Below are 20,917 nucleotides of genomic sequence, written 5' to 3'. Positions count from 1 at the left end.
CTCAGCCCTTCAACATCTTCATGGCGTCGGCCAGATTAATCGCGCCATCATAAAGCGCGCGCCCCGAGATCGCGCCCTCGATAACGCCCGTATCACGCAGCGCGGCGAGGTCCTCAAGCGACGAGACCCCACCCGAGGCAATCACCGGGATCGAAACGGCCCGCGCCAGATCGGCTGTCGCTTCCACATTCGGCCCGCCCATCGCGCCATCACGCATGATATCGGTGTAGATGATCGCAGCCACACCCGCGTCCTCAAAGGATTTCGCGAGGTCAGTGGCCATGACATCGGTCTCGGTCGCCCAACCCTTGGTCGCGACCTTTCCATTCCGCGCGTCGATCCCCACGGCAACCTGCCCGGGAAAGGCGCGCGCCGCCTCGCGAACCAGTTCGGGGTTCTCAACCGCCACGGTGCCCAGAATGACCCGCGCGAGGCCCTTATCCAACCAGCCCTCGATCGTCGCCATATCGCGAATGCCACCGCCCAATTGCGCAGGCACCTTGCAGGCTTTCAAAATCGCCTCCACCGGGGCGGCGTTCACCGGGGTCCCGGCAAAAGCGCCATTAAGGTCAACAAGATGCAGCCAATCACAGCCCGCTTCAACAAAGCTAAGCGCCTGTGCGGCGGGATCGTCGTTGAAAACGGTGGCGCGGTCCATGTCGCCATGCACAAGGCGCACGGCCTGACCGTCTTTGAGATCGATAGCGGGGTAAAGGATCATGGTCGGGCCCTTGTTAGAGAAGTCGCTTTCCTTTTGCACGTCGCCAGGGATTTTGCAACGCGACCCTAGGTCAGTCTTGCCCGATTGAGAGTTGTGGCTAACACTAAAGCCAGATCGGGAGGAGAGATCATGAAACAGCTTTTTGCAGCGGCCCTTCTGGGCCTTGGCCTGACCGGCGCCGCCCATGCCGCGGATCCGGCAGTCGGTACTTGGAAAACGCAAGTGGACGACGGCGCCTATGCGCATGTCAAAATGGCCCCCTGCGGCGGGGCAATCTGCGGCACCATCGCGCGCACCTTCAACGGCAGCGGCGAATATAAATCTCCCAATATCGGCAAAACGCTCGTCATCGACATGAAGCCTCAGGGCGGCGGCAAATACGCCGGTAAAGTCTGGCGCCCGTCGAACGGCAAAATCTACATCGGAAAGATGAACGTCTCAGGCAACTCGCTGAAGCTCTCGGGCTGCGTCGCGGGCGGGCTGATCTGCTCGAAACAGACCTGGGCGCGCATCAAGTAAGGGCAGTTCACGTCTGCCAAGGTCGGAAGGCGCGGGGCCAGACCTTCGCGCCTTCTTTGCGTTTTGCGTGAGGAAAGCACAGCGCAGAGGTATTTGTAAAAGGATGAAGTTGAAGAGGGTCTTTCTTCATCTTCATCCTTTCTTAAATACCTTCCGACGTTTCAATAGACGCGGCGTGGGTTAAGGCGCCCAAGTCAGGAAGTTCGAGATCAGCCGCAGGCCGGTGGTTTGGCTTTTCTCCGGGTGAAACTGCATGCCCAGCATCGTGTCGCGGCCGATGATCGCCGTGACTTCGCCGCCGTATTGGATATGGGCCAGACGTTCGGCGGGGTTGGCGACGGCCATGTGGTAGCTGTGCACGAAATAGGTGTGATCGCCGGTTTGCAGCCCTTCGAAGACCGGGTGGTCGTGGTCGATCACCAAGTCGTTCCAGCCCATATGGGGGACTTTGAGCTTCGGGTCTTTCGGGGTGATCTGGGTCACCTCGCCATCGATCCAGCCCAGACCGGGGGTGTCTTCATATTCGCGGCCCATGCTGGCCATCAGCTGCATGCCGACGCAGATGCCGAGGAAGGGGCGGCCCTTTTCCTCGACCGCCTCGACCATCGCATCATAGAGACCGCCAGCCCCTTTCAGGGCGGCCATACAGGCCGGGAAAGCGCCATCGCCGGGGAGGACTAGACGGTCGGCGCGGGCCACGACCTCGGCATCCGAGGTCACCATGACTTCGCCTGCGTCATGCTCGCGGGCCATACGCTCGAAGGCTTTATGCGCGGAGTGCAGGTTGCCGGATTCGTAGTCGATGATTGCTGTGAGCATTGGTTTACAAGGCACCCTTGGTGGAGGGGATGGCGTCCGCTTTGCGCGGGTCGGTCTCTACCGCTTCGCGCAGGGCGCGGGCAACGGATTTGAAAGTGGCTTCGGCGATGTGGTGGCTGTTGAACCCGTGGAGCGCGTCGACATGTAGGGTGATGCCGCCGTGGGTGCTCAGCGCTTGGAAGAACTCGCGGACCAGTTCAGTGTCGAACTTGCCGATGCTGCTGGTGGGGAAATCCACGTTCCAGATCAGAAAGGGCCGCGCGGAGAGGTCGAGCGCGCAGCGGATTTGTGCGTCGTCCATCGCCAGCAGGCAGGAGCCGTAGCGGCGAATGCCGCGTTTGTCGCCGAGCGCTTGGGTCAATGCTTGGCCCAGCGTGATGCCGACGTCTTCGACGGTGTGATGATCGTCGATGTGCAGATCGCCCTTGGCACGCACCTTGATGTCGATCAGCGAGTGGCGCGAGAGTTGGTCGAGCATATGGTCAAAGAAGCCGACGCCGGTTTCATTGTCATAGCTGCCGGTGCCGTCGAGGTTGATCTCGACCGTGATGTCGGTTTCGGCAGTGGTGCGGGTCAGGGTGCTGCGACGCATGGGGCATCTCCGAAGGCAATTGCTGCGCCCTTATAGCAGGGCCTGCCGCCGCGCCAAGCCCAAGCGGTGAAACGCCTTTGGGCAGGGGCAGCGCGATCGGGGATTGCGGGGGCAGGGCCCATATGTCAGCTTGAACCAAATCCCAGAAAGAGGCGCGACATGACCACCTGCGTATTCATCCAGATCCGCTGCCGACCGGGCACGACCTATCGTGTGGCCGAAGAGATCGCCCTGCGCGAAATCCATTCCGAACTTTATTCCACCTCAGGCGAATATGACCTGTTGATGAAGCTTTATATTCCCAAGGGCGAAGATGTGGGCGTCTACATCAATGACAATCTGTTGGACATCGAAGGCATCGAGCGGTCTTTGACCACGATGACGTTCAAGGTCTTTTGAGGTGGCGCGCCGGTTTATCCTGACAGCAGCCGTCTGTTCTGTTTTGTCGATCGCCGCGCTCGTGGCCTCTTCTGGTGCAGCCTCGGCGGGCACGCGGGTCTATGAGGGGCGCGAAGCCGCGGCCCTGCGCTGTGCCAATACGTTGGCGCTGACGGCGGTGGCACTTTCCGCGGCGGAGTTGATTGGCGAGGGGGAGAAGAATGTGATGCTGGGCGTGACCGTGCGCATTCTTGATCGTCATGTTGAAGGGACCTGGGCGCAGAAACGCGCCGCGATGGAGGTGATGCGCGACCGGCGCAGCGTGCCTGACACGCTTGAGGATTACCGCCGCATCGCCGAACGCTGTTTGGTGCAATTCCCCATCAACTGAATGCGAAAACCCGCCCATGAGGCGGGTTTTTCTTGAGGCGATTGCCTTGTCGTCAATGGGCGGCGGAGACGGAGGGTTTCTCGGTCGGGGGGGTGTCGAGCTTGACCTTTTGCCGCATCGCCACGCGGCGAATGGCGCGGTCGAATGTCTTTCTGACCCGCTGAGTGCGGCTGGCATTGGGCTGGATCGGCCCCCCGACGGAGAGCATCACCGCCATCGGGCTGTTGTCGTCATGGCGCAGGTCCATACCGTCCAGCTCCCCTTGGATGAGCACCTCGATCTCGGGCCAAGCGGGCAGGCTGTCACCTGTCACGATGCACAGCAGCGTGCCGGATCCGTTATGGGTCATCAGCAGTTGGGGGCAATCGACCACGCGCGAAATGGCCTCGGCCGCAGCGGCGATGGCGCGGGCGAATTCGCCGGTGTTGCAGGTCGCGTAAAGCTCATCGATATGTTCGATCTTGGCCGCGAAGACCTGACAGATATCAAGGTGTTGGCGCGAAAGCTGCGACAGGTAATTGCCCAAGGAGAAGGGCAGCACCAATTGATCGACCCCATTGATATGCACAGGATCGGCCAGCGCAAAATCGTGGACACCGGGCTCGCCCGCGTCTTTCAAATGCTGCGGATCAAGGCGCGGGGCGCGTTGGGTGTTCTCCAACATGCGCTCGGCGATATGCACGCGGGTTGCAATGTCCTTCACGTCGAAAGGTTTGGTCACATAGTCGTTGGCCCCGGCGGCAAAGGCGCTTTCGATCGCGGTCGCGTCGGCGCGCGATGTCACCATTAGGATCGGCGTGTCCTGATAGGCTTCCAGCGTGCGGATGCGGCGGCATAGGGTGATGCCGTCCATCTCGGGCATCTCGATGTCCAAGAGCAGGCAGTCGAAATGTTCTTTGGTGGTTTCAAGCAGTTCCAGAGCGGCAGTGCCGGAGGCGGCCAATGTCAAATGGGGGTACTCGGCTTCGCGGAACACAACGGGCAGCAATTCGCGGATAAATGGGTCATCGTCGACAGCAAGAATTTTCATTTTTGGCACCTCTTTCGTGGGGCAGACGGGCAGTCCGGGTGTCTTTATAATCTGTTCATATCTAGTCGTATAAACCCGGCGAAATTGTGACGCTTCTGCACCAATACCTTGTGCCGTTGCATAAATTATTAACCATATTTTGAAGCCTCGCGAAACCATTGAATTGGCGAAGAGAGATGGCCGTGGCCCCTTTTTTTCCCGCATTACGGGAGGTGATTGCGTGGAAATTGTGCAGGCTTTCAGGCGCCATCGGGCACATCCCGGTGCGAAATCGGGGCGAGAATTTGCGGTTCTTGTGATCGCGCGAATTTCGCGCTGCGACTCGCTGACCGAAATGAATGGGCGGGGGAACTTTATCGGCTGTGGTGCGTAACGCCCAGTTGACGCTTTGCCTGTCGCGCGCTCAACTGCGGCGCGATACGTGAAGAGGATCAGTTAAATGCGTTTGCCCGATGATGTTTTGGCGGAATTCTTGTTGCCCACGCGGGAGCTTAGGGAGGATCTGCCTTTCTTCACCAAAGTGCTGGGCATGCGGCTTGAGACGATCTTTCCCGCGGATGATCCTTCGGTGGCCAGTTTTTCGGGCCACGGGGTGCGCGTGAGGCTTGAGCGGGGGGCGGATGTGGCGCCGGGGCATCTGCGCCTGCTGACCGATGCGCCCGACAGCATCGCAGAGGGCGAGCGGGAACTCACCGCGCCCAATGGCACAAAGATCGAGATCCTGCCGCGTAGCCCGCGCGTGGACCAGCCCGAGACACAGCATGAGTTCGCCGTGCGGCGGCTGGCGGACGAGGCCCCTTGGGTGATCGGCCGCGCGGGGATGCATTACCGCGATCTGATCCCGTCGCGCCTCGGCGGCTCGATCATTGCCAGCCACATCCGCATCCCCGACGGCGGCCCGGTGCCGGATATGGTGCATTACCATACCGTGGGCTTCCAGCTGATCTATTGCTACCGCGGCTGGGTCGATGTGCTCTACGAGGATCAGGGCGATGTGATCCGGCTCCATGCCGGCGATTGCGTGACCCAGCCACCCGGCATCCGTCATCGTGTGGTCGAGGCCTCGCCCTCGATCGAAGTGATTGAGATCGGCGTGCCTGCGGAACATGTCACCACCATCGACCACGAGATGACCCTGCCCAATGGCAAAGGCGACCCGGCGCGCGAATGGGACGGGCAGACCTTCGTACATCACGTGAAGGAGGGGGCCGCGTGGCAGAACTTCCGCGTCCCCGGCTTCGTTGCGCGCGACACCGGGATCACCAAGGGCACCAAGGGCGTGGCCGGCATTCAGGTGGCGCGTTTCGACGGCGGCACGCCGCCGCCCGCGAAGCACGACGCCGACATTCACTTCAGCTTCGTCATGGAAGGCAGCATGACCCTGAACGCCGAAGGGCAGGAGCCGCGCAAATTGGAGGCAGGCGATGCCTTCGTCATCCCGCCGGGCATGGTGGCGCAATATAGCGACTGCTCGCCCGACCTCGAATTGCTTGAAGCCGGGCTGCGCGGCGATTTCTCGACGGCGCTCTTAGCCTAGGCGCGCGGCCACCTCGGCCTGCACCTTCTCGGCTGCGGCCTCTTTCACGGGGCCGTAGCCGCGGATTTCCATCGGCGCGGAAAGCACCGCCAGCGCCGCATCATGGGGCAGGGCGGGGGCCTTTGCCATGACCTCCTCGTACCAGCCGATCAGACCGACCTCGAGCTTGCGGTCGGCGCCGTAGCTGAATGGGTCGGCCCATGTGCCGCGCAGCGGTTTCATCGCCGCCAGAAGGTCGAAGGCGCGCCCCATCCAGGGGCCGAACTTGCGCTTGTTGGGGCGTCCGCGGCCATCTTTGCCGGTGGGCCAAGCGGGCGGGGCGAGGTGGTAATGCACCTTGTAGTCGCCCTCGAACGTATCCGCGATCCGCTCCTCGAAACCGCTCTGCCGGTGCAACCGCGCGACCTCGTATTCGTCTTTGTAAGCCATCAGCTTGAAGAGCGATTTCGCCGCCGCGCGCATCAGATCGTCGGCGCCTTCGGGCAGCTTGCCCGCCAGCGCATCGAGCTTGGCCTTGTAGCGCTGGGCGTAGGCGGCGTTCTGATAACCGCTAAGGAATTCCATACGCCGCGCGATCAGGCCTTCGACACTGTCGTCGGGCGCAGACGCGGGGGCGAAATGCGCCTCGATCGCCTGCGGGTTGCCCGCCATGACCCGGCCAAAGCCAAGGGCGGCGCGGTTCTTGTCCGGAACAACACCGTTCAATTCGATCGCCTGTTCAAGGGCCGTGAGCGAGACCGGCACCAGCCCCTTCTGCCAAGCGAACCCCAACATCATCACATTGGCAAAGACCGCGTCGCCCATCAGTTTCTCGGCCATGGCGTTGGCGTCGAAGGCGGCAAGGTTCTCGGCCCCCACGGCCTGCGCGATCACTGCCTCGCGGTCGTCGATGCGCAACTCGGCGTCGCGGTTCAGCACCAGATCGCCGGTGGGCATCTCGGCGCGGTTCAGCACGATCTGCGTCCCGCGCCGGTAGTGAGCGGATGCCTTGGGCGCGGAGCTGACAACCATGTCGCAGCCGATCACCGCATCGGCGCCGCCCTGATCGATGCGCACCTGATGCACCTCCTCGGGACGTTTCGCCAGACGGACATAGCCCAGCACCGTGCCGAACTTCTGCGCGAAGCCGGTGAAGTCGAGCACGCTGGAGCCCAACCCCTCGAGATGCGCCGCCATGGTGATGAGCGCGCCGACGGTCACCACCCCGGTGCCGCCGACGCCGGTCACCAGCAGGTTGAACGGCTGGTCGAGCTTGGGCAATTCCGGAATCGGCAACTGCGCCGAGAGCCCCGCCACGTCCAGCCCCGCGCCCGAGCGTTTGCGGCGGCTGCCGCCCTCGACGGTGACGAAGGAGGGGCAGAAGCCGTTGAGGCAGGAGTAATCCTTGTTACAGGTGGACTGGTTGATCTGCCGCTTGGTGCCGAACTCGGTCTTCTTCGGCTCGACGCTGAGACAGTTCGACTCGAGGCTGCAATCGCCACAGCCCTCGCAGACCAGATCGTTGATCATCACGAATTTCTTCGGGTCGTCCATCAGCCCGCGCTTGCGCTTGCGGCGTTTCTCGGTGGCGCAGGTCTGTTCGTAGATCAGCACGGTGACGCCGGGGATCTCGCGCAGCTCGCGTTGCACGCGGTCCAGATCGCCGCGATGGTCGAAACTGGTGCCCTCTGGGAAGTCGCCCTTTGGCAGCAGTTCGGGCCGGTCGGAGACCAGCGCGATGCGCTCCACCCCCTCGGCGCGGCAGGCCTGCGCGATGGAGGCGACGGAAACGGGGCCGTCCACTGGCTGGCCGCCGGTCATCGCCACCGCGTCGTTGTAAAGAATCTTGTAGGTGATGTTGGTCTTCGCCGCGACCGCCTGTCGGATCGCCAGCGAACCGGAGTGATACCACGTGCCCTCGCCGAGGTTTTGGAAGACGTGCTTGTTCCCGTTGAACATCGAAGTCGCGATCCACGGCACGCCTTCGCCGCCCATCTGGGCGAAACCCGCCGTCTCGCGGTCCATCCAAGACGCCATGACATGGCAGCCGATGCCGGAGTTCGCCTTCGACCCCTCTGGCAGCTTGGTGGAGGAGTTATGCGGGCAGCCCGAACAGAAATAGGGGGTGCGGGTGGCGCCCTCGACGTTCAGCAGCACGGGCGGCTGGTCGGTCAGCGCGCGGGCTTTTTCGAGCAGCTTCTCTTCGGGGAAGAAGGCATCGAGGCGCGCGGCGATGATCGGCACCAGCTTCAGCGGCGACAGCTCACCGGTCCAGGGCACCAGTTCTTCGAGGTTCTCGTCATGTTTGCCGACCATCCGCGCGGGCTTGGAGCCGGGCCAGTCGTAGAACGCCTCCTTGAACTGGCTTTCGATGATGCCGCGTTTCTCTTCGATCACAAGCACTTCGCGCTTGCCCTTCACGAAGTCGAGCGCATCGTCCAGCGCCAGCGGCCAGACCATGCCGATCTTGTAGATGTCGATGCCCAGACGGCGGCAGGCGGCCTCGTCGAGGCCCAGAAGGCGGAGCGCCTCCATCGTGTCGAGATGGCCCTTGCCGGTGGTGACGATGCCGAAGGAGGCGTCCTGCGTCTCGTAGATATGCCGATCGATCGGATTGGCGCGCATGAAGGCCTGCACGGCGTCGAGCTTATGGTGCAGCCGCGTCTCGATCTCGGGGGAGGGGAGATCGCCCAAGCGCACGTGCAGCCCGCCCGGGGGGGCGGTGTAGTCAGGTTGCTTGAACACGCGGTCCGGGGTTAGCTCGACCGAGGCGCCGCTCTCCACGGTTTCCGAGATCGCCTTGAAGCCGACCCATGTGCCCGATAAACGCGACAGCGCGATGCCGTATTCACCGAAGGCTTGGTATTCGGCGACGGAAGCCGGGTTCAGCGTTGGCATGAACCACGACATGAAGCCCACGTCGGACTGGTGCGGCATCGACGACGACACGCAGCCGTGGTCGTCGCCCGCCACCACCAGCACGCCGCCCTTGGGCGCGGAGCCATAGGCGTTGCCGTGTTTCAGCGCGTCGCCCGAGCGGTCCACCCCCGGCCCCTTGCCGTACCACATGGAGAATACGCCCTCGACTTCCGCCTGCGGGTCGAGATGGGCCTGCTGCGCGCCCAAGACCGCGGTGGCGCCGAGGTCTTCGTTCACCGCTGGCAGGAATTTCACGCCCGCCTCGGCCACGCGGTCCTTGATGCGCCAGTATTCCAGATCGAGCCCGCCCAGAGGTGAGCCACGGTAGCCCGAGACGAACCCGGCGGTGTTCAACCCAGCCGCGCGATCACGCCGGGCCTGATCCAGCATGATGCGCACCAGCGCCTGTGTCCCGGTCAGAAAGACGCGGCCTTCGGTCTGATCATAGCGGTCATCAAGTTTATAAGTGGTAAATTCGCGCGGTTGTTCTGTCATGGGGGTCTCCTCACTGAGGAGTGTACCGCAGGATGCGCGAATTTTTGCACCGGTTTTGCTGGCTTTGTCGCGGATACCCGAATAAATCATCCGCAAGAGCTTTTCATAATGAAAGATTTACCCGATGACTGGAATGGATGCGACGGACCGGCAGCTTGTCTTCCTGCTCCAGCAGGATTCGCGCCTGCCCAACGCACAACTGGCCGAAAAGCTGAACATTTCCGCTTCCGCCTGCTGGCGGCGGGTCAAGGCGTTGGAGCAGGCGGGGGTGATCAAACGCTACGCCGCCGTGGTCGACCCCAAGGCGATGGGGCTGGGGTTCGAGGCGATGGTGCATGTGCATCTGACGCGGCATGATGCCTCGGCCCTCGCCAGTTTCATCCGCGCGATCCAAAGCCGGACAGAGGTGACGGAGTGTTTCGCCACCACGGGCCAAGCGGATTATCACCTGCGCGTGCTGTGCCGCGATATCGACGCCTATAACGCCTTTTTGGAGAGCTTTCTGTTCCTGCATCCCGCGGTCAATTCGGCCACGACGAATGTGATCCTGCGGCAGATCAAAGCCGACGCGCCGATCACCGGTTGAGGCGATCAGGGCGGCGTTTTCTGCGTTGGACATTTGCCGCATGCGTGCTTCATAAAGCAGCAGAAATCACACCCGAAGGAGAGACCCATGATGAGAACCCGTGCCGCCGTTGCCGTGGAAGCCGGCAAACCGCTTGAAATCATGGAGGTGAACCTCGAAGGCCCGAAACGGGGCGAGGTCTTGGTCGAGATCAAGGCGACCGGCCTGTGCCATACCGATGAGTTCACCCGCTCGGGCGACGACCCCGAAGGCATCTTCCCTGCCATCCTCGGCCATGAGGGGGCGGGCGTCGTGCTGGAAGTGGGCGAGGGCGTCACCACGCTGGAGCCGGGCGATCACGTCATCCCGCTCTACACGCCAGAATGCCGGGAGTGCGAGTATTGCCTGAGCGGCAAAACCAACCTCTGTCAGGCGATCCGTGTGACCCAAGGCCAAGGCAAGCTGCCCGATGGCACGACGCGGTTCTCGATGCTGGATGGCACGCCGATCCACCACTACATGGGCTGTTCGACCTTCGCCAATCACACCGTGGTGCCTGAAATCGCGTTGGCCAAGGTACGCAAAGACGCGCCTTTTGACAAGATTTGCTACATCGGCTGCGGCGTCACCACAGGCATCGGCGCGGTGATCAACACCGCCAAGGTTGAGCTTGGCGCGCGTTGCGTGGTCTTTGGACTGGGCGGCATCGGGCTGAACGTCATTCAGGGGCTGCGCATGGCCGGGGCGGATCAGATCGTGGGCGTCGACCTTAATGACGACAAGGAAGAGGCCGCGCGTTACTTTGGCATGACCGATTTCGTGAACCCTTTGAAAGTTGACGGCGATCTGGTGGGGCATCTGGTCGAACTGACCAAGGGCGGCGCCGATTACTCTTTTGACGCCACGGGCAACACCAAAGTCATGCGCGACGCGCTGGAATGCGCGCATAAGGGCTGGGGCGAGAGCATCATCATCGGCGTGGCACCCGCGGGGGCCGAGATTTCGACGCGGCCATTCCAATTGGTGACGGGCCGGGTTTGGCGCGGGACCGCCTTTGGCGGGGCCAAGGGGCGGACGGATGTGCCCAAGATCGTCGACTGGTACATGAACGGCAAGATCGAGATCGACCCGATGATCACCCACAAACTGACTCTGGATCAGATCAACGAAGGCTTCGATCTGATGCACAAGGGTGAATCGATCCGCGCGGTCGTCGAGTTTTAAGCGTTGGGCTGGAGGGCTGCGCGCTCTCCAGCCTAGACCTCTGCCGTGAGGGAGAGGAACAGGTCGACATCCATATAGGTCTCGACATGATCGGCCAGCGCGTCCAGCGCCTCTTCCACGCCAGTTTCAAAGTCCAGCGATGAGGAAACGCCGAAGCCGCCAAGATAGGCACGGCGGAAGGCATCCGAGCTGAAAATCCCATGCATATAGCAGCCCTGCACCCGGCCCGAGGGGGAGGCGGCGCCCTCGGGCGTGCCGTCGAAAGTCAGCCACGCGCGGGCGCAGTCGGGGCCGGTGGTCTCGCCGATGTGGATTTCATAGCCCGTGAGATCGGTGCCGCTGGCAGGATGCTGGCCGGATTTTTCCGCCAGATGTTTCAGCGGGGCCATCGTGGTTTCCACGTCCAGATGCCCCAGCCCCGCCACCCGCGCCGCCGGGCCTTCGATCCCTTGCGGATCGGTGATGGTCTTGCCCAGCATCTGATAGCCACCGCAAAGACCCAGCACATGGCCGCCTTGCCGAATATGGGCGGCAAGGTCGATGTCCCACCCCTCGGCCCGGAAGGCTTCGAGGTCGGAGATCGTGGATTTACTGCCGACCATGAGCACCAGATCGGCCTCGGCGGGCAGGGGGCTGCCGGGCATGATCATTCGCAGGTCGACGCCCGGCTCGGCGGCCAGCGGGTCGAGGTCATCGAAATTGGCGATCCGGGGCAGGCGCGGCACGGCGATGACACAGCCCGAACCGCCCGAGCGGGCGCGGGCGGGCAGGTCCATCACGTCTTCGGCGGGCAGGCGGTGGGCTGCTTCGAACCACGGGATCACCCCAAGGCTCGGCCAGCCGGTACGCGCGGCGATGTCATCGCGCCCCGCGTCAAAGAGGCTGCGGTCACCGCGGAATTTGTTCACCGCAAAGCCGCGGATCAGCGCGTTGTCTTCGGCATCAAGCACGGCCTGTGTGCCGACGATCTGCGCGATCACCCCGCCGCGGTCAATGTCGCCCATCAGCACCACCGACACCCCGGCGGCGCGGGCAAAGCCCATATTGGCGATGTCGCCCGCTCGCAGGTTAGTCTCAGCCGGAGAGCCCGCGCCCTCGATCACGATCAGGTCGCAGCTTTCGGCCAAACGGTGAAAAGATTGCAGCACCGCGGGCATCAGGCTGGCTTTGTTGCGGCCAAATTCCCGCGCCTCTTGCTGACCTGCGATCCTGCCTTGCACCACCACCTGCGCGCCGGTGGCGCTCTGGGGTTTCAGCAGCACCGGGTTCATATCCGTATGCGGGGCCACGCCCGCCGCGCGGGCCTGCAACGCCTGCGCGCGGCCAATCTCGCCCCCGTCTTCAGTGACGGCGGCGTTGTTGGACATGTTCTGCGGTTTGAATGGGCGCACCCGCAGGCCACGCCGGGTGCAGGCGCGGATCAATCCGGCGACGATCATCGACTTGCCGACATTGCTGCCGGTGCCTTGGATCATGATGGCTTTGGTCATGTCTGCTCGCCCTTGGTTTCGCGCAAATTGGCGCAAATCAGGGGCAGGGGAAAGCCCATCGCCGAGGGGCAGACACAAAAAAACGCAGCCCGAAGGCTGCGTCAATTGCGCCGCTTGGCGAATATGTCTTAGGCGGCTTCGGCCTGAAGCGCGGCATTGCGGCGCTCGGATTCTTCACGCGACAGGGCGACGGAGGTCCGCACGCCTTTGCCGACGAATTCCATCAAACCTTCGACGACCCGCTCGTTGGGGTCGATACCGGCACAGCTCAGAACCTCGCGGCCATCGCGCGAGCGGGCCCAGCGGGCGATCTGTTCCGGGCCGTTGCCATATTTCTTGTCGTCGGCAATTGCGTCATCCAAAGCAGCTAGCACCACAGCAGCAAAGAGCTTGCGTGCGCGGTTGCCTTGCTCGTTGTTGAAAGCGGTGCCATCAACGAAATCTTTCATCTCGTCGTCCTTTCGATTATTCTTGCTCTTGTCATTCGGGCGTGGAGGCCCTTATGACGGATATCTTTTGATTCGGATACCTCTATTTAGCATATCTCCCATGCAGCTTGCGCATATCTAGTTGGTGTGGCAGCAGAGAATAACGCCTGCTTGCAGGGAACCATCCCTCCCGATATAGACCCGAACATCATATCATCAACCTTATGTCGTGGTTTTGTCACATGCCCAAGATTAACGGAAACGAGATCCGCCCCGGAAACGTCCTTGAACATAACGGTGGCCTCTGGGCGGCTGTGAAGGTCGATCACGTGAAGCCCGGCAAGGGCGGCGCCTTTGCCCAAGTCGAGATGCGCAACCTGCGCAACGGCTCCAAATTGAACGAACGCTTCCGGTCCGCCGATAAGGTCGAGCGCGTGCGTTTGGAGCAAAAAGACCAGCAATTTCTGTATGAAGACGATGGTATGCTGGTGGTGATGGACACTGAAACCTATGAGCAGGTGCAGCTGCCTGCCGAGCTTTTGGGAGAGCGTCGCCCCTTCTTGCAGGACGGCATGATGATCGTGGTCGAGTATCACGAGGAAGAGGCGCTGAACGCCTCCCTGCCGCAGAAGGTGACCTGCAAAGTGGCCGAAACTGAGCCGGTGGTGAAGGGCCAGACAGCGGCGAATTCCTTCAAGCCTGCCGTGCTCGACAACGGTGTGAAGATCACCGTGCCGCCCTTCGTGGGCCAAGACGAAGACATCGTCGTGAACACGGAAACCATGGAATATGTCGAACGCGCCTGACGCAACGTCATCTTTGGTAAAGGAGATCAGCCCCGGTTTTGCCGGGGCTTTTTGTTTCGTGGGGGCCTTTTAGCGGCGCGCGGTTCTCAGGTCGCGGGGCCGGGCCAAGTGACCTCTGCACCTTCGGCCTGCATCGGGCCTTTGGCGCGGTCGAACCGCAGATGCGCCAAAGCCTGACCGCCCGCTTGGGTGTAAAGCGTGCCCGCGGGTTTCCCCTCTGCCGTGATTGCCGTGCCGGGGGCGGCGCTGCCGCTGACCTCGACCCGGGTCAGCCCTTTGCGCAACTCGGTCTTGTGTTTCATCCGGGCGGTGACCTCTTGGCCGACATAGCAGCCTTTGCGGAAATCCAACCCGTTGATCCGATCAAACCCCGCCTCAAGGATAAAGGTATCGGGGGTGAGTTCGATCCCCGTCTCAGGGATCAGATGGGCCACGCGCAGAGCGTCCCAATCGGTCGCGTCCTCGGTTTGCGGCATGTCGCGATAGGCCCGCCAGCCCATCTCAGGATGCCGCGGATCGGCTAAGGCGTCGTCGGGCGCAGGCCCGGTGCCGCGTTGCAGGTGCAGATCGGTGGGCGCGATTGTTACCTTCGCGCGCAGTTTGTACATCGACAGCCGCTGGGTCAGCATGTCGCCAAGGCTTTCATCCACGTCCAGCAGAACGTCTTCGCCATCGGCGATCAGAAAGAAATCGGCCATATATTTGCCCTGCGGCGTCAGCAGGGCGGCATAGACCGGGCCTTGGTCCAGTTTGCCGACATCATTGGTCACGATTCCTTGCAAAAAGTCGTGGGTGTCGGGGCCGGAGAGGCGCAGAATGCGGCGCGGGGTCATGCGGGTGTCCTTTGATTGCTGGCCATGACATATAACCTGTCAAAGCCATCCAAAAGGGGCAACCATGCGCGCGCCGATCTCTGTCGTCATTCCCATCCTCAACGCGGCCACGGCGCTGCCCGCTTGCCTCGCCGCGCTCGTCGAAGGCTTGCAGGCCGGGTTGATCCGCGAGGTGATCTTGAGCGATGGCGGCTCCACGGATGGCACGCGTGCGCTGGCCGAAGGCTGGGGGGCTGAGGTCGTCTCGGGCGCGCCTTCGCGGGGGGGGCAGTTGCGGCGTGGGTGCGACGCGGCGCAGGGCGCATGGCTCTTGGTGCTGCACGCCGACACGGTGCTTGCCTCGGGCTGGAGCGATGCGGTGCAGGACCACATGGCGCGCAGGGCCGATGGGGCGGGGTGGTTCCGCCTGCGCTTCGATCAGCGCGGTCTGGCGCCGCGCTTGATGGCGGGCTGGGCGAACCTGCGCAGCGGTCTTGGCCTGCCCTATGGCGATCAGGGGTTGCTGTTGCCCCGCGCGCTTTATGACGCAGTGGGCGGCTATCCCGATCAGCCGCTGATGGAGGATGTGGCGCTGGCCCGCGCCCTGCGCGGCCGCTTGACCCGGCTCAATGGCGTCGCCGTGACCAGTGCTGAGAAATACCGCCGTCAGGGCTGGCTGCGCCGGGGCGGGCGCAACCTCTGGACACTGACCCGCTATGCGATGGGGGCCAGCCCCGAGGCGCTCGCCGAAAGCTACCGGCGTTCGTGAAAGGGGCGCGGCTTTGCCCACGCCCCGCGCATTCAGTTAAAGAGCGCCGCCCCGATCCGTTGGAGCAGATTGGGCTGGCGCGCCCTTTCGCGGCGTTTCTTCGCGGAGAGGGCACTGAGGCCGCGGGCATCCGATACGGTCTTTCCGTCGCGATATTGCAGGCGGTAGAGATCGGCATAGATGCCGCCGCGTTCCATCAGCTCGTCATGGGTGCCCTCATCGGTGACGCGGCCCCGGTCCATCACCACGATCTTATCCGCGCTGCGGATGGTCGACAGCCGGTGCGCGATGACGATGGTGGTGCGGCCCTTGGCGAGGCGATCAAGCGCATCCTGCACGACCTGTTCCGATTGCGCATCGAGCGCGCTGGTGGCCTCATCCAACAGCAAGATCGGCGTGTCGCGCAGCAGGGCGCGGGCAATCACCACGCGCTGGCGCTGCCCGCCCGACAGGGCCGAGCCGCGCGGGCCGACGCGGGTTTCCAGCCCCTGTTCCAACTGCGGCAGGAAGTCCGCCACATGGGCGGCTTTCAGCACCCGGTCAAGCTCTTCATCGGTGACATTCTCTCGGCCCAGCACGATGTTTTCGCGCAGGGTTTCATCGAACAAAAGCGCTTCCTGCGTCACGACAGAGAAGAGGCCGCGCAGGTCCGGTATGGTCATTGCACTGGTGTCGATCCCGCCGATCCGCACGCTGCCGCTTTGAGGGTCCACCAGCCGGGTGAGCAGGTTGAAGATGGTCGATTTCCCCGCCCCCGAGGCCCCGACCAGCGCGGTCGTCTGGCCCGCTTTCGCGGTCAGGTCCAAGCCGTTCAACACCTTCGTGTCGCCATAGGAGAGCGAGACATCCGTCAGGGTCACATCGGGCGGGCCATCGGGCGCGGCCTGCGCTTTGTCCGGGCTGCGCAGGTGCAGGGGCGCGTCGAGCAATTCCTTGATCCGTTCCAGCGCGGCGGCGGCCATCTGCCATAGGCCGCTGATCGCACCAAGTCGGCGCAGGGGAGAGAACATGAACCCCAGCGAGGTGAAGAAGGTCATAAACTCACCAATGGTCTTATTGCCCGCGATGATCTCGGACCCGCCGTAGACGATCACGGCCATGAAGCCGATGCCCGACATGATGTCGATCATCGCCGGGATCGCGGAGTTGCCAAAGGCGGCGCGGACTTCGGTGCGGATAAAGGTGCGCGTCAACTCGCGGTATTGCCGGGCTTGGTAGTCCTCTAGCGCGTTGAGCTTGATCTGCACGATGCCGTGAAAAACCTCGTCCAGCCGGGTCGAAAGGCTGGCCCCGATGTCGCGCGCCTCGCGCGAGCGGGCGCGGACGAAACGCTGGGCGATGGCGGCGGGCAGCACCATCAGCGGCACGCCGACCATCGCCAGAAGCGCCCAAATCGGGTCAATCGCGATGGCCACGCCCATGAGGATCACCAGCCCCACCAGATCGCGCCCCGCGCCGGTTATGAACGCCCGCCAAACATTACCTACCGCATTCACATCCGATTGCACGCGTTGCACCAGAAAGCCGGGCGGGTGGTTTTGGTGAAAGGCGCCGTCTTGCTGCATCATCCGGTCAAGCAGGTCGATGCGCAGGTCCGCCGCCGTGCGCTGTGCCACGCGGGTCAGCAGCACCTTTTGCACCACCGTGGCGAGCGCCCGCAGCGCAAAGATCGCCACCAGCACCAGCCCGACCCAGACCAGCGCCCCGCGGTCGCCGCCGACGAAGACGCGGTCGAACATCGGCTCCATCAGTTTCGCCAGCACGCCCAAGGTCGAGCCTTCGATGATCATGAAGATCACCGCGATGGCCATCAGACCGGTGTGTTTCTTTAGATAGTCCCGCCAAAGCCAGCGCATCAACTGCGCAGAGGTGTAACTGTCATCATTCATACCGGTGCCTGATCCTTTTGGGCAGTCGGATCCCGTGTACGAAAGCCGCGCAGGCAGGGCAAGCCATCGCGCAGGTCGGGCAAGGCGGGCAGGGGGAGGCCTGCGCGCCTGGAAGGGGGGCTCGGGCGCGCACCTTACCTAAGGTCCGATCGCGTGTTGACCCCGGCCTGCCGGGCAGTAAGCTGCGCCCGACCGTCCCCCGGTCACGCATTTTCAAAACGGCAGCCAATATCATGACAAAGCAGAATAAACTCGCCCCCGGTCGTTCGTACCTCGCCATTCCCGGCCCCTCGGTCATGCCCGACGCGGTGCTGAGCGCGATGCACCGCGCCGCTCCCAATATCTATGAGGGTGAGTTGGTTGAGATGATGCCGGCACTGGCGGCTGATTTGAAACGTGTGGCGCGTACAGATCGTCATGTGGCGATGTATATCAGCAACGGCCACGGCGCTTGGGAAGCTGCGCTGAGCAATGTCATAGCCCCCGGCGACCGGGTGCTGGTGCTGGCCACGGGGCGTTTCGGCCATGGCTGGGCCGAAATGGCAACGGGGCTGGGGGCGGAGGTGGATATCCTCGACTTTGGCCGCAACGCGCCGGTTGATCTGACGCAGGTGGCCGAGCGTTTGAAGGCCGACAGCGGCCACCAGATCAAGGCGGTGATGGCGGTTCATGTGGACACCTCAAGCTCGGTCCGCAACGATGTGCCGGGCCTGCGCCGTCTGTTGGATGAGGCGGGCCATCCCGCGCTCTTGATGGCCGATTGCATCGCGTCATTGGGCTGTGAGCGCTTTGAGATGGACGCCTGGGGCGTCGATGTCATGGTCACCGCTTCGCAAAAGGGGCTGATGGTGCCGCCGGGCATGGCCTTCGTCTTTTTCAACGACCGGGCCGAGGAAGCCCGTGCGCGTCTGCCCCGCGTGAGCCGCTATTGGGATTGGTCGCCGCGCGCCCATGCGCAAGAGTTTTATCAATACCACGGCGGCACGGCACCGACGCATCACCTTTATGGCCTGCGCGCCGCCCTCGATATCCTCCATGAGGAGGGGATCGAGCAGGTCTGGCAGCGCCATGAAACGCTGGCCCGCGCGGTCTGGGCGGCCTGTGAGGCGTGGTCGGCTGAGGGCAGCCTACGGTTCAACATCGAAGACCGCGCCCTGCGCAGCCATGCCGTCACCGCGCTGCGGCTGCAAGCCCCCCATGCGACCGAGTTGCGCGATTGGGTGCAGAGCAATCTGGGGCTGACACTGGGCGTGGGGCTGGGCATGGCCTTGCCGGGGGAGCCTGCGTGGCACGGGTTCTTCCGCCTTGGCCATATGGGCCATGTGAACGGCCATATGATCATGGGGCTGCTTGGCGGGATCGAAGCCGGGCTTTCGGCGCTGAAGATCGACCACGGCCCGGGCGCCTTACAAGCGGCGGCGGAGGTGATCGGCGGGGCTTAGGCCCCGCGCGCGTGCGTTAAGGCCTCGGGCAAGGCGGCGGCGAAGTGATCCAGCTCCTCCGCCGTGCTGCAACTGATGCGGATGCAGCGATTTTGCGGCGCAGCGAAGGGCATCCGCACGAAGATCCCCCGCGCCACCAGTGCATCGAGAACCGCCTTGGCGAAGGCACCATCGCGGCCACAGTCGACCGCAACGAAATTGGCGGCAGAGGGGAGGGTGCTCAGCCCGTTTTCTTCGGCGATTTGGGCGATCCGGCGGCGCGCCTCGGCGATCTTGGTCTGAACCTCTTTCAGGTAGCTCTGATCTTGCACCGCCGCCAAAGCCCCCGCCTGCGCCGCGCGGTTCAGGCCAAAGTGATTGCGGACCTTGTGAAAGGCGGTGATCAACTCGGGCGCGGCGATGGCATAGCCGATCCGCGCCCCGGCAAGGCCGTAGGCTTTGGAGAAGGTCCGCATCCGGATCACCCGTGGGTCTTCGGCGGAAAGCGCGGGCGCGGTGCCCTCGGGGGCGCATTCGATATAGGCTTCATCCAGCAACAGCAGGCTGCCTTGGGGCAGGTCGTCGAGCGCGCGTGCCAGTTCCGCGCCCTCATGCCAAGTGCCCATCGGGTTGTCGGGGTTGGCGAGGTAGACGAGTTTGGCGTCGACCTCTGCCGCTTTGGCGAAAAGCGCTGCCGGGTCTTCGTGATCGTCGCGGTAGGGCACTTTGTGCAGCACGCCGCCAAAGCCCGCAACATGGTAGTTGAAGGTTGGGTAAGCGCCTTCCGAGGTTACCACCGCATCGCCTTCGTCCACCAGCAGGCGTACGAGATAGCCCAGCAGCCCGTCGATGCCTTCGCCGACGATGATATTGTCGGGCGTCACGCCATGCAATTCGGCCAATGCCGCGCGCAGCTCCACGCTTTCTGAATCGCCATATTTCCACATCTCCGTATCAGCCATAGCCGCGATGGCGCGAGGCGAAGGGCCAAAGACGTTTTCATTGGCACCAAGCCGCGCTTTGAACGGGCGGCCAAGGACGCGCTCCTGCGCTTCGGGGCCCACGAAGGGGACATTGGCGGGCAGGCGTTGGGCGAGGGGGGTGAGGCGTGCATATGTCATGCGCCAAGGTGTAGGGGCGGGCCCGTGAGAGGGCAAGTGCCGCAGCGCCTGCCGCCACGTTTTGCTGGTGCCGCGCGGTGATCTGCGGTGAACTGCGCCAAACATTCAGGAGAACAGCCATGCCCCGCGTCACCACCCGGATCGAAGACCATATCGCCCATGTGACCCTCACGCGCGCCGACAAGATGAACGCGGTGGATGATGAGATGATCGAGGCGATCATCGCAGCAGGGCAGGAGGTTGCGGCCTCGGACGCCCGGGTGGTGCTGCTCTCGGGTGAGGGCAAAGGCTTTTGCGCGGGCATTGATATTGGCGGGCTGTCGGGGATGCTGGGGCAGGATGTCGAGGCGTTGATCATGCCCCGCAGCCATGGCGAGGGCACGACGAACAAATGGCAAGAGGTGTCGATGGTTTGGCACCGTTTGGAAATCCCGGTCATCGCGGCGCTGCATGGGGTGGTTTTTGGCGCCGGGATGCAGCTGGCGCTTGGGGCGGATATTCGGATTGCCGCGCCGGATACGAAGCTCGCGGTGATGGAGATGAAATGGGGCATCGTGCCGGATATGGGCGGTATGGTGTTGCTGCCGCGGTTGGTGCGGTCGGACGTGTTGCGGCGGCTGACCTATACCGCCGCGCCCGTGGATGCCGCGCAGGCCGAGCGTTGGGGGTTGGTGACGGAGGTCGCCGAAGACCCGCAGGCGGCGGCGCTGGAACTGGCGCAGGTGATCGCGGGCAAGGGGCCGAATGCGATCCGCACGGCGAAGCGGTTGATCGGATATGCGGAGACGGGGGCGTCGGATGCGGATGTGCTCTTGGCCGAGTCGCGTGAACAGGCGGCGCTGCTGGGCAGGCCCGAGCAGATGGAGGTGATCGCGGCGGAGTTCGGCAAGCGGCCCGCGGTGTTCAAGTAAGCCGGCAAGCGCGGCATTGGCCTTGCGCCTGACAGCCCGGAATCAAGGCCGCAGGCCGCCGGGCAGCGCCAGACCGCCCGAACGGGCTGGCGCTTTGGCAA

At 63.3% G+C, this 20,917-nt stretch carries 20 protein-coding genes; 10 read left to right on the top strand and 10 right to left on the bottom strand.

Annotation, left to right across the window (positions count from 1 at the left end; genetic code table 11):
- Nucleotide 1 precedes the first annotated feature (1 nt).
- A complete protein-coding gene (hisA, locus tag J7392_RS21605) occupies nucleotides 2-721 on the bottom strand; it encodes a 1-(5-phosphoribosyl)-5-[(5-phosphoribosylamino)methylideneamino]imidazole-4-carboxamide isomerase (protein WP_209219369.1) in 720 nt (239 codons plus the stop codon).
- Between the two features lie 129 nt (nucleotides 722-850).
- On the opposite strand from hisA, the gene J7392_RS21600 reads away from it, so the two are divergent.
- Nucleotides 851-1,240, top strand: a complete 390-nt coding sequence (locus J7392_RS21600; protein WP_209219368.1) for a DUF2147 domain-containing protein — start codon at nucleotides 851-853, stop codon at nucleotides 1,238-1,240.
- A gap of 180 nt (nucleotides 1,241-1,420) precedes the next feature.
- On the opposite strand, the gene hisH is transcribed toward J7392_RS21600, so the two are convergent.
- A complete protein-coding gene (gene hisH / locus J7392_RS21595; protein WP_209219367.1) occupies nucleotides 1,421-2,059 on the bottom strand; it encodes an imidazole glycerol phosphate synthase subunit HisH in 639 nt (212 codons plus the stop codon).
- A gap of 4 nt (nucleotides 2,060-2,063) precedes the next feature.
- A complete protein-coding gene (gene hisB / locus J7392_RS21590; RefSeq protein ID WP_209219366.1) occupies nucleotides 2,064-2,651 on the bottom strand; it encodes an imidazoleglycerol-phosphate dehydratase HisB in 588 nt (195 codons plus the stop codon).
- 159 nt (nucleotides 2,652-2,810) lie between these two features.
- Here hisB and J7392_RS21585 point away from each other — a divergent pair, with 159 nt between their 5' ends.
- Both J7392_RS21585 and J7392_RS21580 read left to right on the top strand, forming a co-directional pair.
- The gene (locus J7392_RS21585; RefSeq protein ID WP_007120503.1) at nucleotides 2,811-3,050 is read left to right on the top strand and encodes an Lrp/AsnC family transcriptional regulator; all 240 of its coding nucleotides are present in this window, start codon (nucleotides 2,811-2,813) and stop codon (nucleotides 3,048-3,050) included.
- Nucleotide 3,051: 1 nt separating this feature from the next.
- Complete coding sequence (locus J7392_RS21580; RefSeq protein WP_348540723.1) at nucleotides 3,052-3,420, top strand: hypothetical protein; 369 nt, start codon at nucleotides 3,052-3,054, stop codon at nucleotides 3,418-3,420.
- A 52-nt stretch (nucleotides 3,421-3,472) separates the two neighbouring features.
- Here J7392_RS21580 and J7392_RS21575 read toward each other — a convergent pair whose 3' ends face one another.
- The gene (locus J7392_RS21575) at nucleotides 3,473-4,450 is read right to left on the bottom strand and encodes a response regulator (protein ID WP_209219365.1); all 978 of its coding nucleotides are present in this window, start codon (nucleotides 4,448-4,450) and stop codon (nucleotides 3,473-3,475) included.
- Between the two features lie 439 nt (nucleotides 4,451-4,889).
- Here J7392_RS21575 and J7392_RS21570 point away from each other — a divergent pair, with 439 nt between their 5' ends.
- On the top strand, nucleotides 4,890-5,987 hold the full coding sequence (locus tag J7392_RS21570; RefSeq protein ID WP_209219364.1) for a cupin domain-containing protein: 1,098 nt from the start codon (nucleotides 4,890-4,892) through the stop codon (nucleotides 5,985-5,987).
- Here the strand turns inward: J7392_RS21570 and J7392_RS21565 are convergent.
- Nucleotides 5,979-9,380 (bottom strand): indolepyruvate ferredoxin oxidoreductase family protein, encoded by a 3,402-nt coding sequence (locus tag J7392_RS21565; RefSeq protein ID WP_209219363.1) that lies wholly within the window; start codon nucleotides 9,378-9,380, stop codon nucleotides 5,979-5,981. The genes J7392_RS21570 and J7392_RS21565 overlap by 9 nt on opposite strands.
- A 124-nt stretch (nucleotides 9,381-9,504) precedes the next feature.
- Between J7392_RS21565 and J7392_RS21560 the strand changes: the two genes are divergently transcribed.
- Both J7392_RS21560 and J7392_RS21555 read left to right on the top strand, forming a co-directional pair.
- On the top strand, nucleotides 9,505-9,966 hold the full coding sequence (locus J7392_RS21560) for an Lrp/AsnC family transcriptional regulator (protein WP_209219362.1): 462 nt from the start codon (nucleotides 9,505-9,507) through the stop codon (nucleotides 9,964-9,966).
- A gap of 90 nt (nucleotides 9,967-10,056) precedes the next feature.
- Nucleotides 10,057-11,169, top strand: coding sequence for an S-(hydroxymethyl)glutathione dehydrogenase/class III alcohol dehydrogenase (locus J7392_RS21555; RefSeq protein WP_209219386.1), 1,113 nt, complete (start codon nucleotides 10,057-10,059; stop codon nucleotides 11,167-11,169).
- A gap of 32 nt (nucleotides 11,170-11,201) precedes the next feature.
- Here the strand turns inward: J7392_RS21555 and J7392_RS21550 are convergent, their stop codons facing one another.
- Complete coding sequence (locus J7392_RS21550; protein WP_209219361.1) at nucleotides 11,202-12,659, bottom strand: cobyric acid synthase; 1,458 nt, start codon at nucleotides 12,657-12,659, stop codon at nucleotides 11,202-11,204.
- Between the two features lie 128 nt (nucleotides 12,660-12,787).
- The gene (locus tag J7392_RS21545) at nucleotides 12,788-13,108 is read right to left on the bottom strand and encodes a DUF6280 family protein (protein WP_007120494.1); all 321 of its coding nucleotides are present in this window, start codon (nucleotides 13,106-13,108) and stop codon (nucleotides 12,788-12,790) included.
- A gap of 221 nt (nucleotides 13,109-13,329) precedes the next feature.
- Here J7392_RS21545 and efp point away from each other — a divergent pair, with 221 nt between their 5' ends.
- Nucleotides 13,330-13,893, top strand: a complete 564-nt coding sequence (gene efp, locus J7392_RS21540; protein WP_067265157.1) for an elongation factor P — start codon at nucleotides 13,330-13,332, stop codon at nucleotides 13,891-13,893.
- A gap of 86 nt (nucleotides 13,894-13,979) precedes the next feature.
- Here the strand turns inward: efp and J7392_RS21535 are convergent, their stop codons facing one another.
- A complete protein-coding gene (locus J7392_RS21535) occupies nucleotides 13,980-14,726 on the bottom strand; it encodes a folate-binding protein YgfZ (RefSeq protein ID WP_209219360.1) in 747 nt (248 codons plus the stop codon).
- A 64-nt stretch (nucleotides 14,727-14,790) separates the two neighbouring features.
- On the opposite strand from J7392_RS21535, the gene J7392_RS21530 reads away from it, so the two are divergent.
- Nucleotides 14,791-15,474, top strand: a complete 684-nt coding sequence (locus tag J7392_RS21530; RefSeq protein WP_209219359.1) for a TIGR04283 family arsenosugar biosynthesis glycosyltransferase — start codon at nucleotides 14,791-14,793, stop codon at nucleotides 15,472-15,474.
- A gap of 32 nt (nucleotides 15,475-15,506) precedes the next feature.
- On the opposite strand, the gene J7392_RS21525 is transcribed toward J7392_RS21530, so the two are convergent.
- Nucleotides 15,507-17,363 carry an ABC transporter ATP-binding protein gene (locus J7392_RS21525; protein WP_209219358.1) on the bottom strand — a complete coding sequence of 619 codons (1,857 nt, stop codon included), beginning with the start codon at nucleotides 17,361-17,363 and terminating at the stop codon, nucleotides 15,507-15,509.
- A gap of 233 nt (nucleotides 17,364-17,596) precedes the next feature.
- Between J7392_RS21525 and J7392_RS21520 the strand changes: the two genes are divergently transcribed.
- On the top strand, nucleotides 17,597-18,805 hold the full coding sequence (locus J7392_RS21520; protein WP_209219357.1) for an aminotransferase class V-fold PLP-dependent enzyme: 1,209 nt from the start codon (nucleotides 17,597-17,599) through the stop codon (nucleotides 18,803-18,805).
- Here the strand turns inward: J7392_RS21520 and J7392_RS21515 are convergent.
- Nucleotides 18,802-19,905, bottom strand: coding sequence for a pyridoxal phosphate-dependent aminotransferase (locus J7392_RS21515; RefSeq protein WP_209219356.1), 1,104 nt, complete (start codon nucleotides 19,903-19,905; stop codon nucleotides 18,802-18,804). The genes J7392_RS21520 and J7392_RS21515 overlap by 4 nt on opposite strands.
- A gap of 119 nt (nucleotides 19,906-20,024) precedes the next feature.
- Here J7392_RS21515 and J7392_RS21510 point away from each other — a divergent pair, with 119 nt between their 5' ends.
- Nucleotides 20,025-20,816 carry a crotonase/enoyl-CoA hydratase family protein gene (locus J7392_RS21510; protein WP_209219355.1) on the top strand — a complete coding sequence of 264 codons (792 nt, stop codon included), beginning with the start codon at nucleotides 20,025-20,027 and terminating at the stop codon, nucleotides 20,814-20,816.
- Nucleotides 20,817-20,917: the final 101 nt, after the last annotated feature.

The sequence above is a fragment of the Sulfitobacter sp. R18_1 genome (assembly GCF_017743915.1).
GTDB lineage: Bacteria > Pseudomonadota > Alphaproteobacteria > Rhodobacterales > Rhodobacteraceae > Sulfitobacter > Sulfitobacter faviae.
This window is presented reverse-complemented; position numbering and strand designations above follow the sequence as displayed.

Excerpts from the sequence above, each read along its gene's own strand:
- hisA (WP_209219369.1), bottom strand. The coding sequence starts at position 721 with ATGATCCTTTACCCCGCTATCGATCTCAAAGACGGTCAGGCCGTGCGC.
- J7392_RS21600 (WP_209219368.1), top strand. The coding sequence starts at position 851 with ATGAAACAGCTTTTTGCAGCGGCCCTTCTGGGCCTTGGCCTGACCGGC.
- hisH (WP_209219367.1), bottom strand. The coding sequence starts at position 2,059 with ATGCTCACAGCAATCATCGACTACGAATCCGGCAACCTGCACTCCGCG.
- hisB (WP_209219366.1), bottom strand. The coding sequence starts at position 2,651 with ATGCGTCGCAGCACCCTGACCCGCACCACTGCCGAAACCGACATCACG.
- J7392_RS21585 (WP_007120503.1), top strand. The coding sequence starts at position 2,811 with ATGACCACCTGCGTATTCATCCAGATCCGCTGCCGACCGGGCACGACC.
- J7392_RS21575 (WP_209219365.1), bottom strand. The coding sequence starts at position 4,450 with ATGAAAATTCTTGCTGTCGACGATGACCCATTTATCCGCGAATTGCTG.
- J7392_RS21570 (WP_209219364.1), top strand. The coding sequence starts at position 4,890 with ATGCGTTTGCCCGATGATGTTTTGGCGGAATTCTTGTTGCCCACGCGG.
- J7392_RS21565 (WP_209219363.1), bottom strand. The coding sequence starts at position 9,380 with ATGACAGAACAACCGCGCGAATTTACCACTTATAAACTTGATGACCGC.
- J7392_RS21560 (WP_209219362.1), top strand. The coding sequence starts at position 9,505 with ATGACTGGAATGGATGCGACGGACCGGCAGCTTGTCTTCCTGCTCCAG.
- J7392_RS21555 (WP_209219386.1), top strand. The coding sequence starts at position 10,057 with ATGAGAACCCGTGCCGCCGTTGCCGTGGAAGCCGGCAAACCGCTTGAA.
- J7392_RS21550 (WP_209219361.1), bottom strand. The coding sequence starts at position 12,659 with ATGACCAAAGCCATCATGATCCAAGGCACCGGCAGCAATGTCGGCAAG.
- J7392_RS21545 (WP_007120494.1), bottom strand. The coding sequence starts at position 13,108 with ATGAAAGATTTCGTTGATGGCACCGCTTTCAACAACGAGCAAGGCAAC.
- efp (WP_067265157.1), top strand. The coding sequence starts at position 13,330 with ATGCCCAAGATTAACGGAAACGAGATCCGCCCCGGAAACGTCCTTGAA.
- J7392_RS21535 (WP_209219360.1), bottom strand. The coding sequence starts at position 14,726 with ATGACCCCGCGCCGCATTCTGCGCCTCTCCGGCCCCGACACCCACGAC.
- J7392_RS21530 (WP_209219359.1), top strand. The coding sequence starts at position 14,791 with ATGCGCGCGCCGATCTCTGTCGTCATTCCCATCCTCAACGCGGCCACG.
- J7392_RS21525 (WP_209219358.1), bottom strand. The coding sequence starts at position 17,363 with ATGAATGATGACAGTTACACCTCTGCGCAGTTGATGCGCTGGCTTTGG.
- J7392_RS21520 (WP_209219357.1), top strand. The coding sequence starts at position 17,597 with ATGACAAAGCAGAATAAACTCGCCCCCGGTCGTTCGTACCTCGCCATT.
- J7392_RS21515 (WP_209219356.1), bottom strand. The coding sequence starts at position 19,905 with ATGACATATGCACGCCTCACCCCCCTCGCCCAACGCCTGCCCGCCAAT.
- J7392_RS21510 (WP_209219355.1), top strand. The coding sequence starts at position 20,025 with ATGCCCCGCGTCACCACCCGGATCGAAGACCATATCGCCCATGTGACC.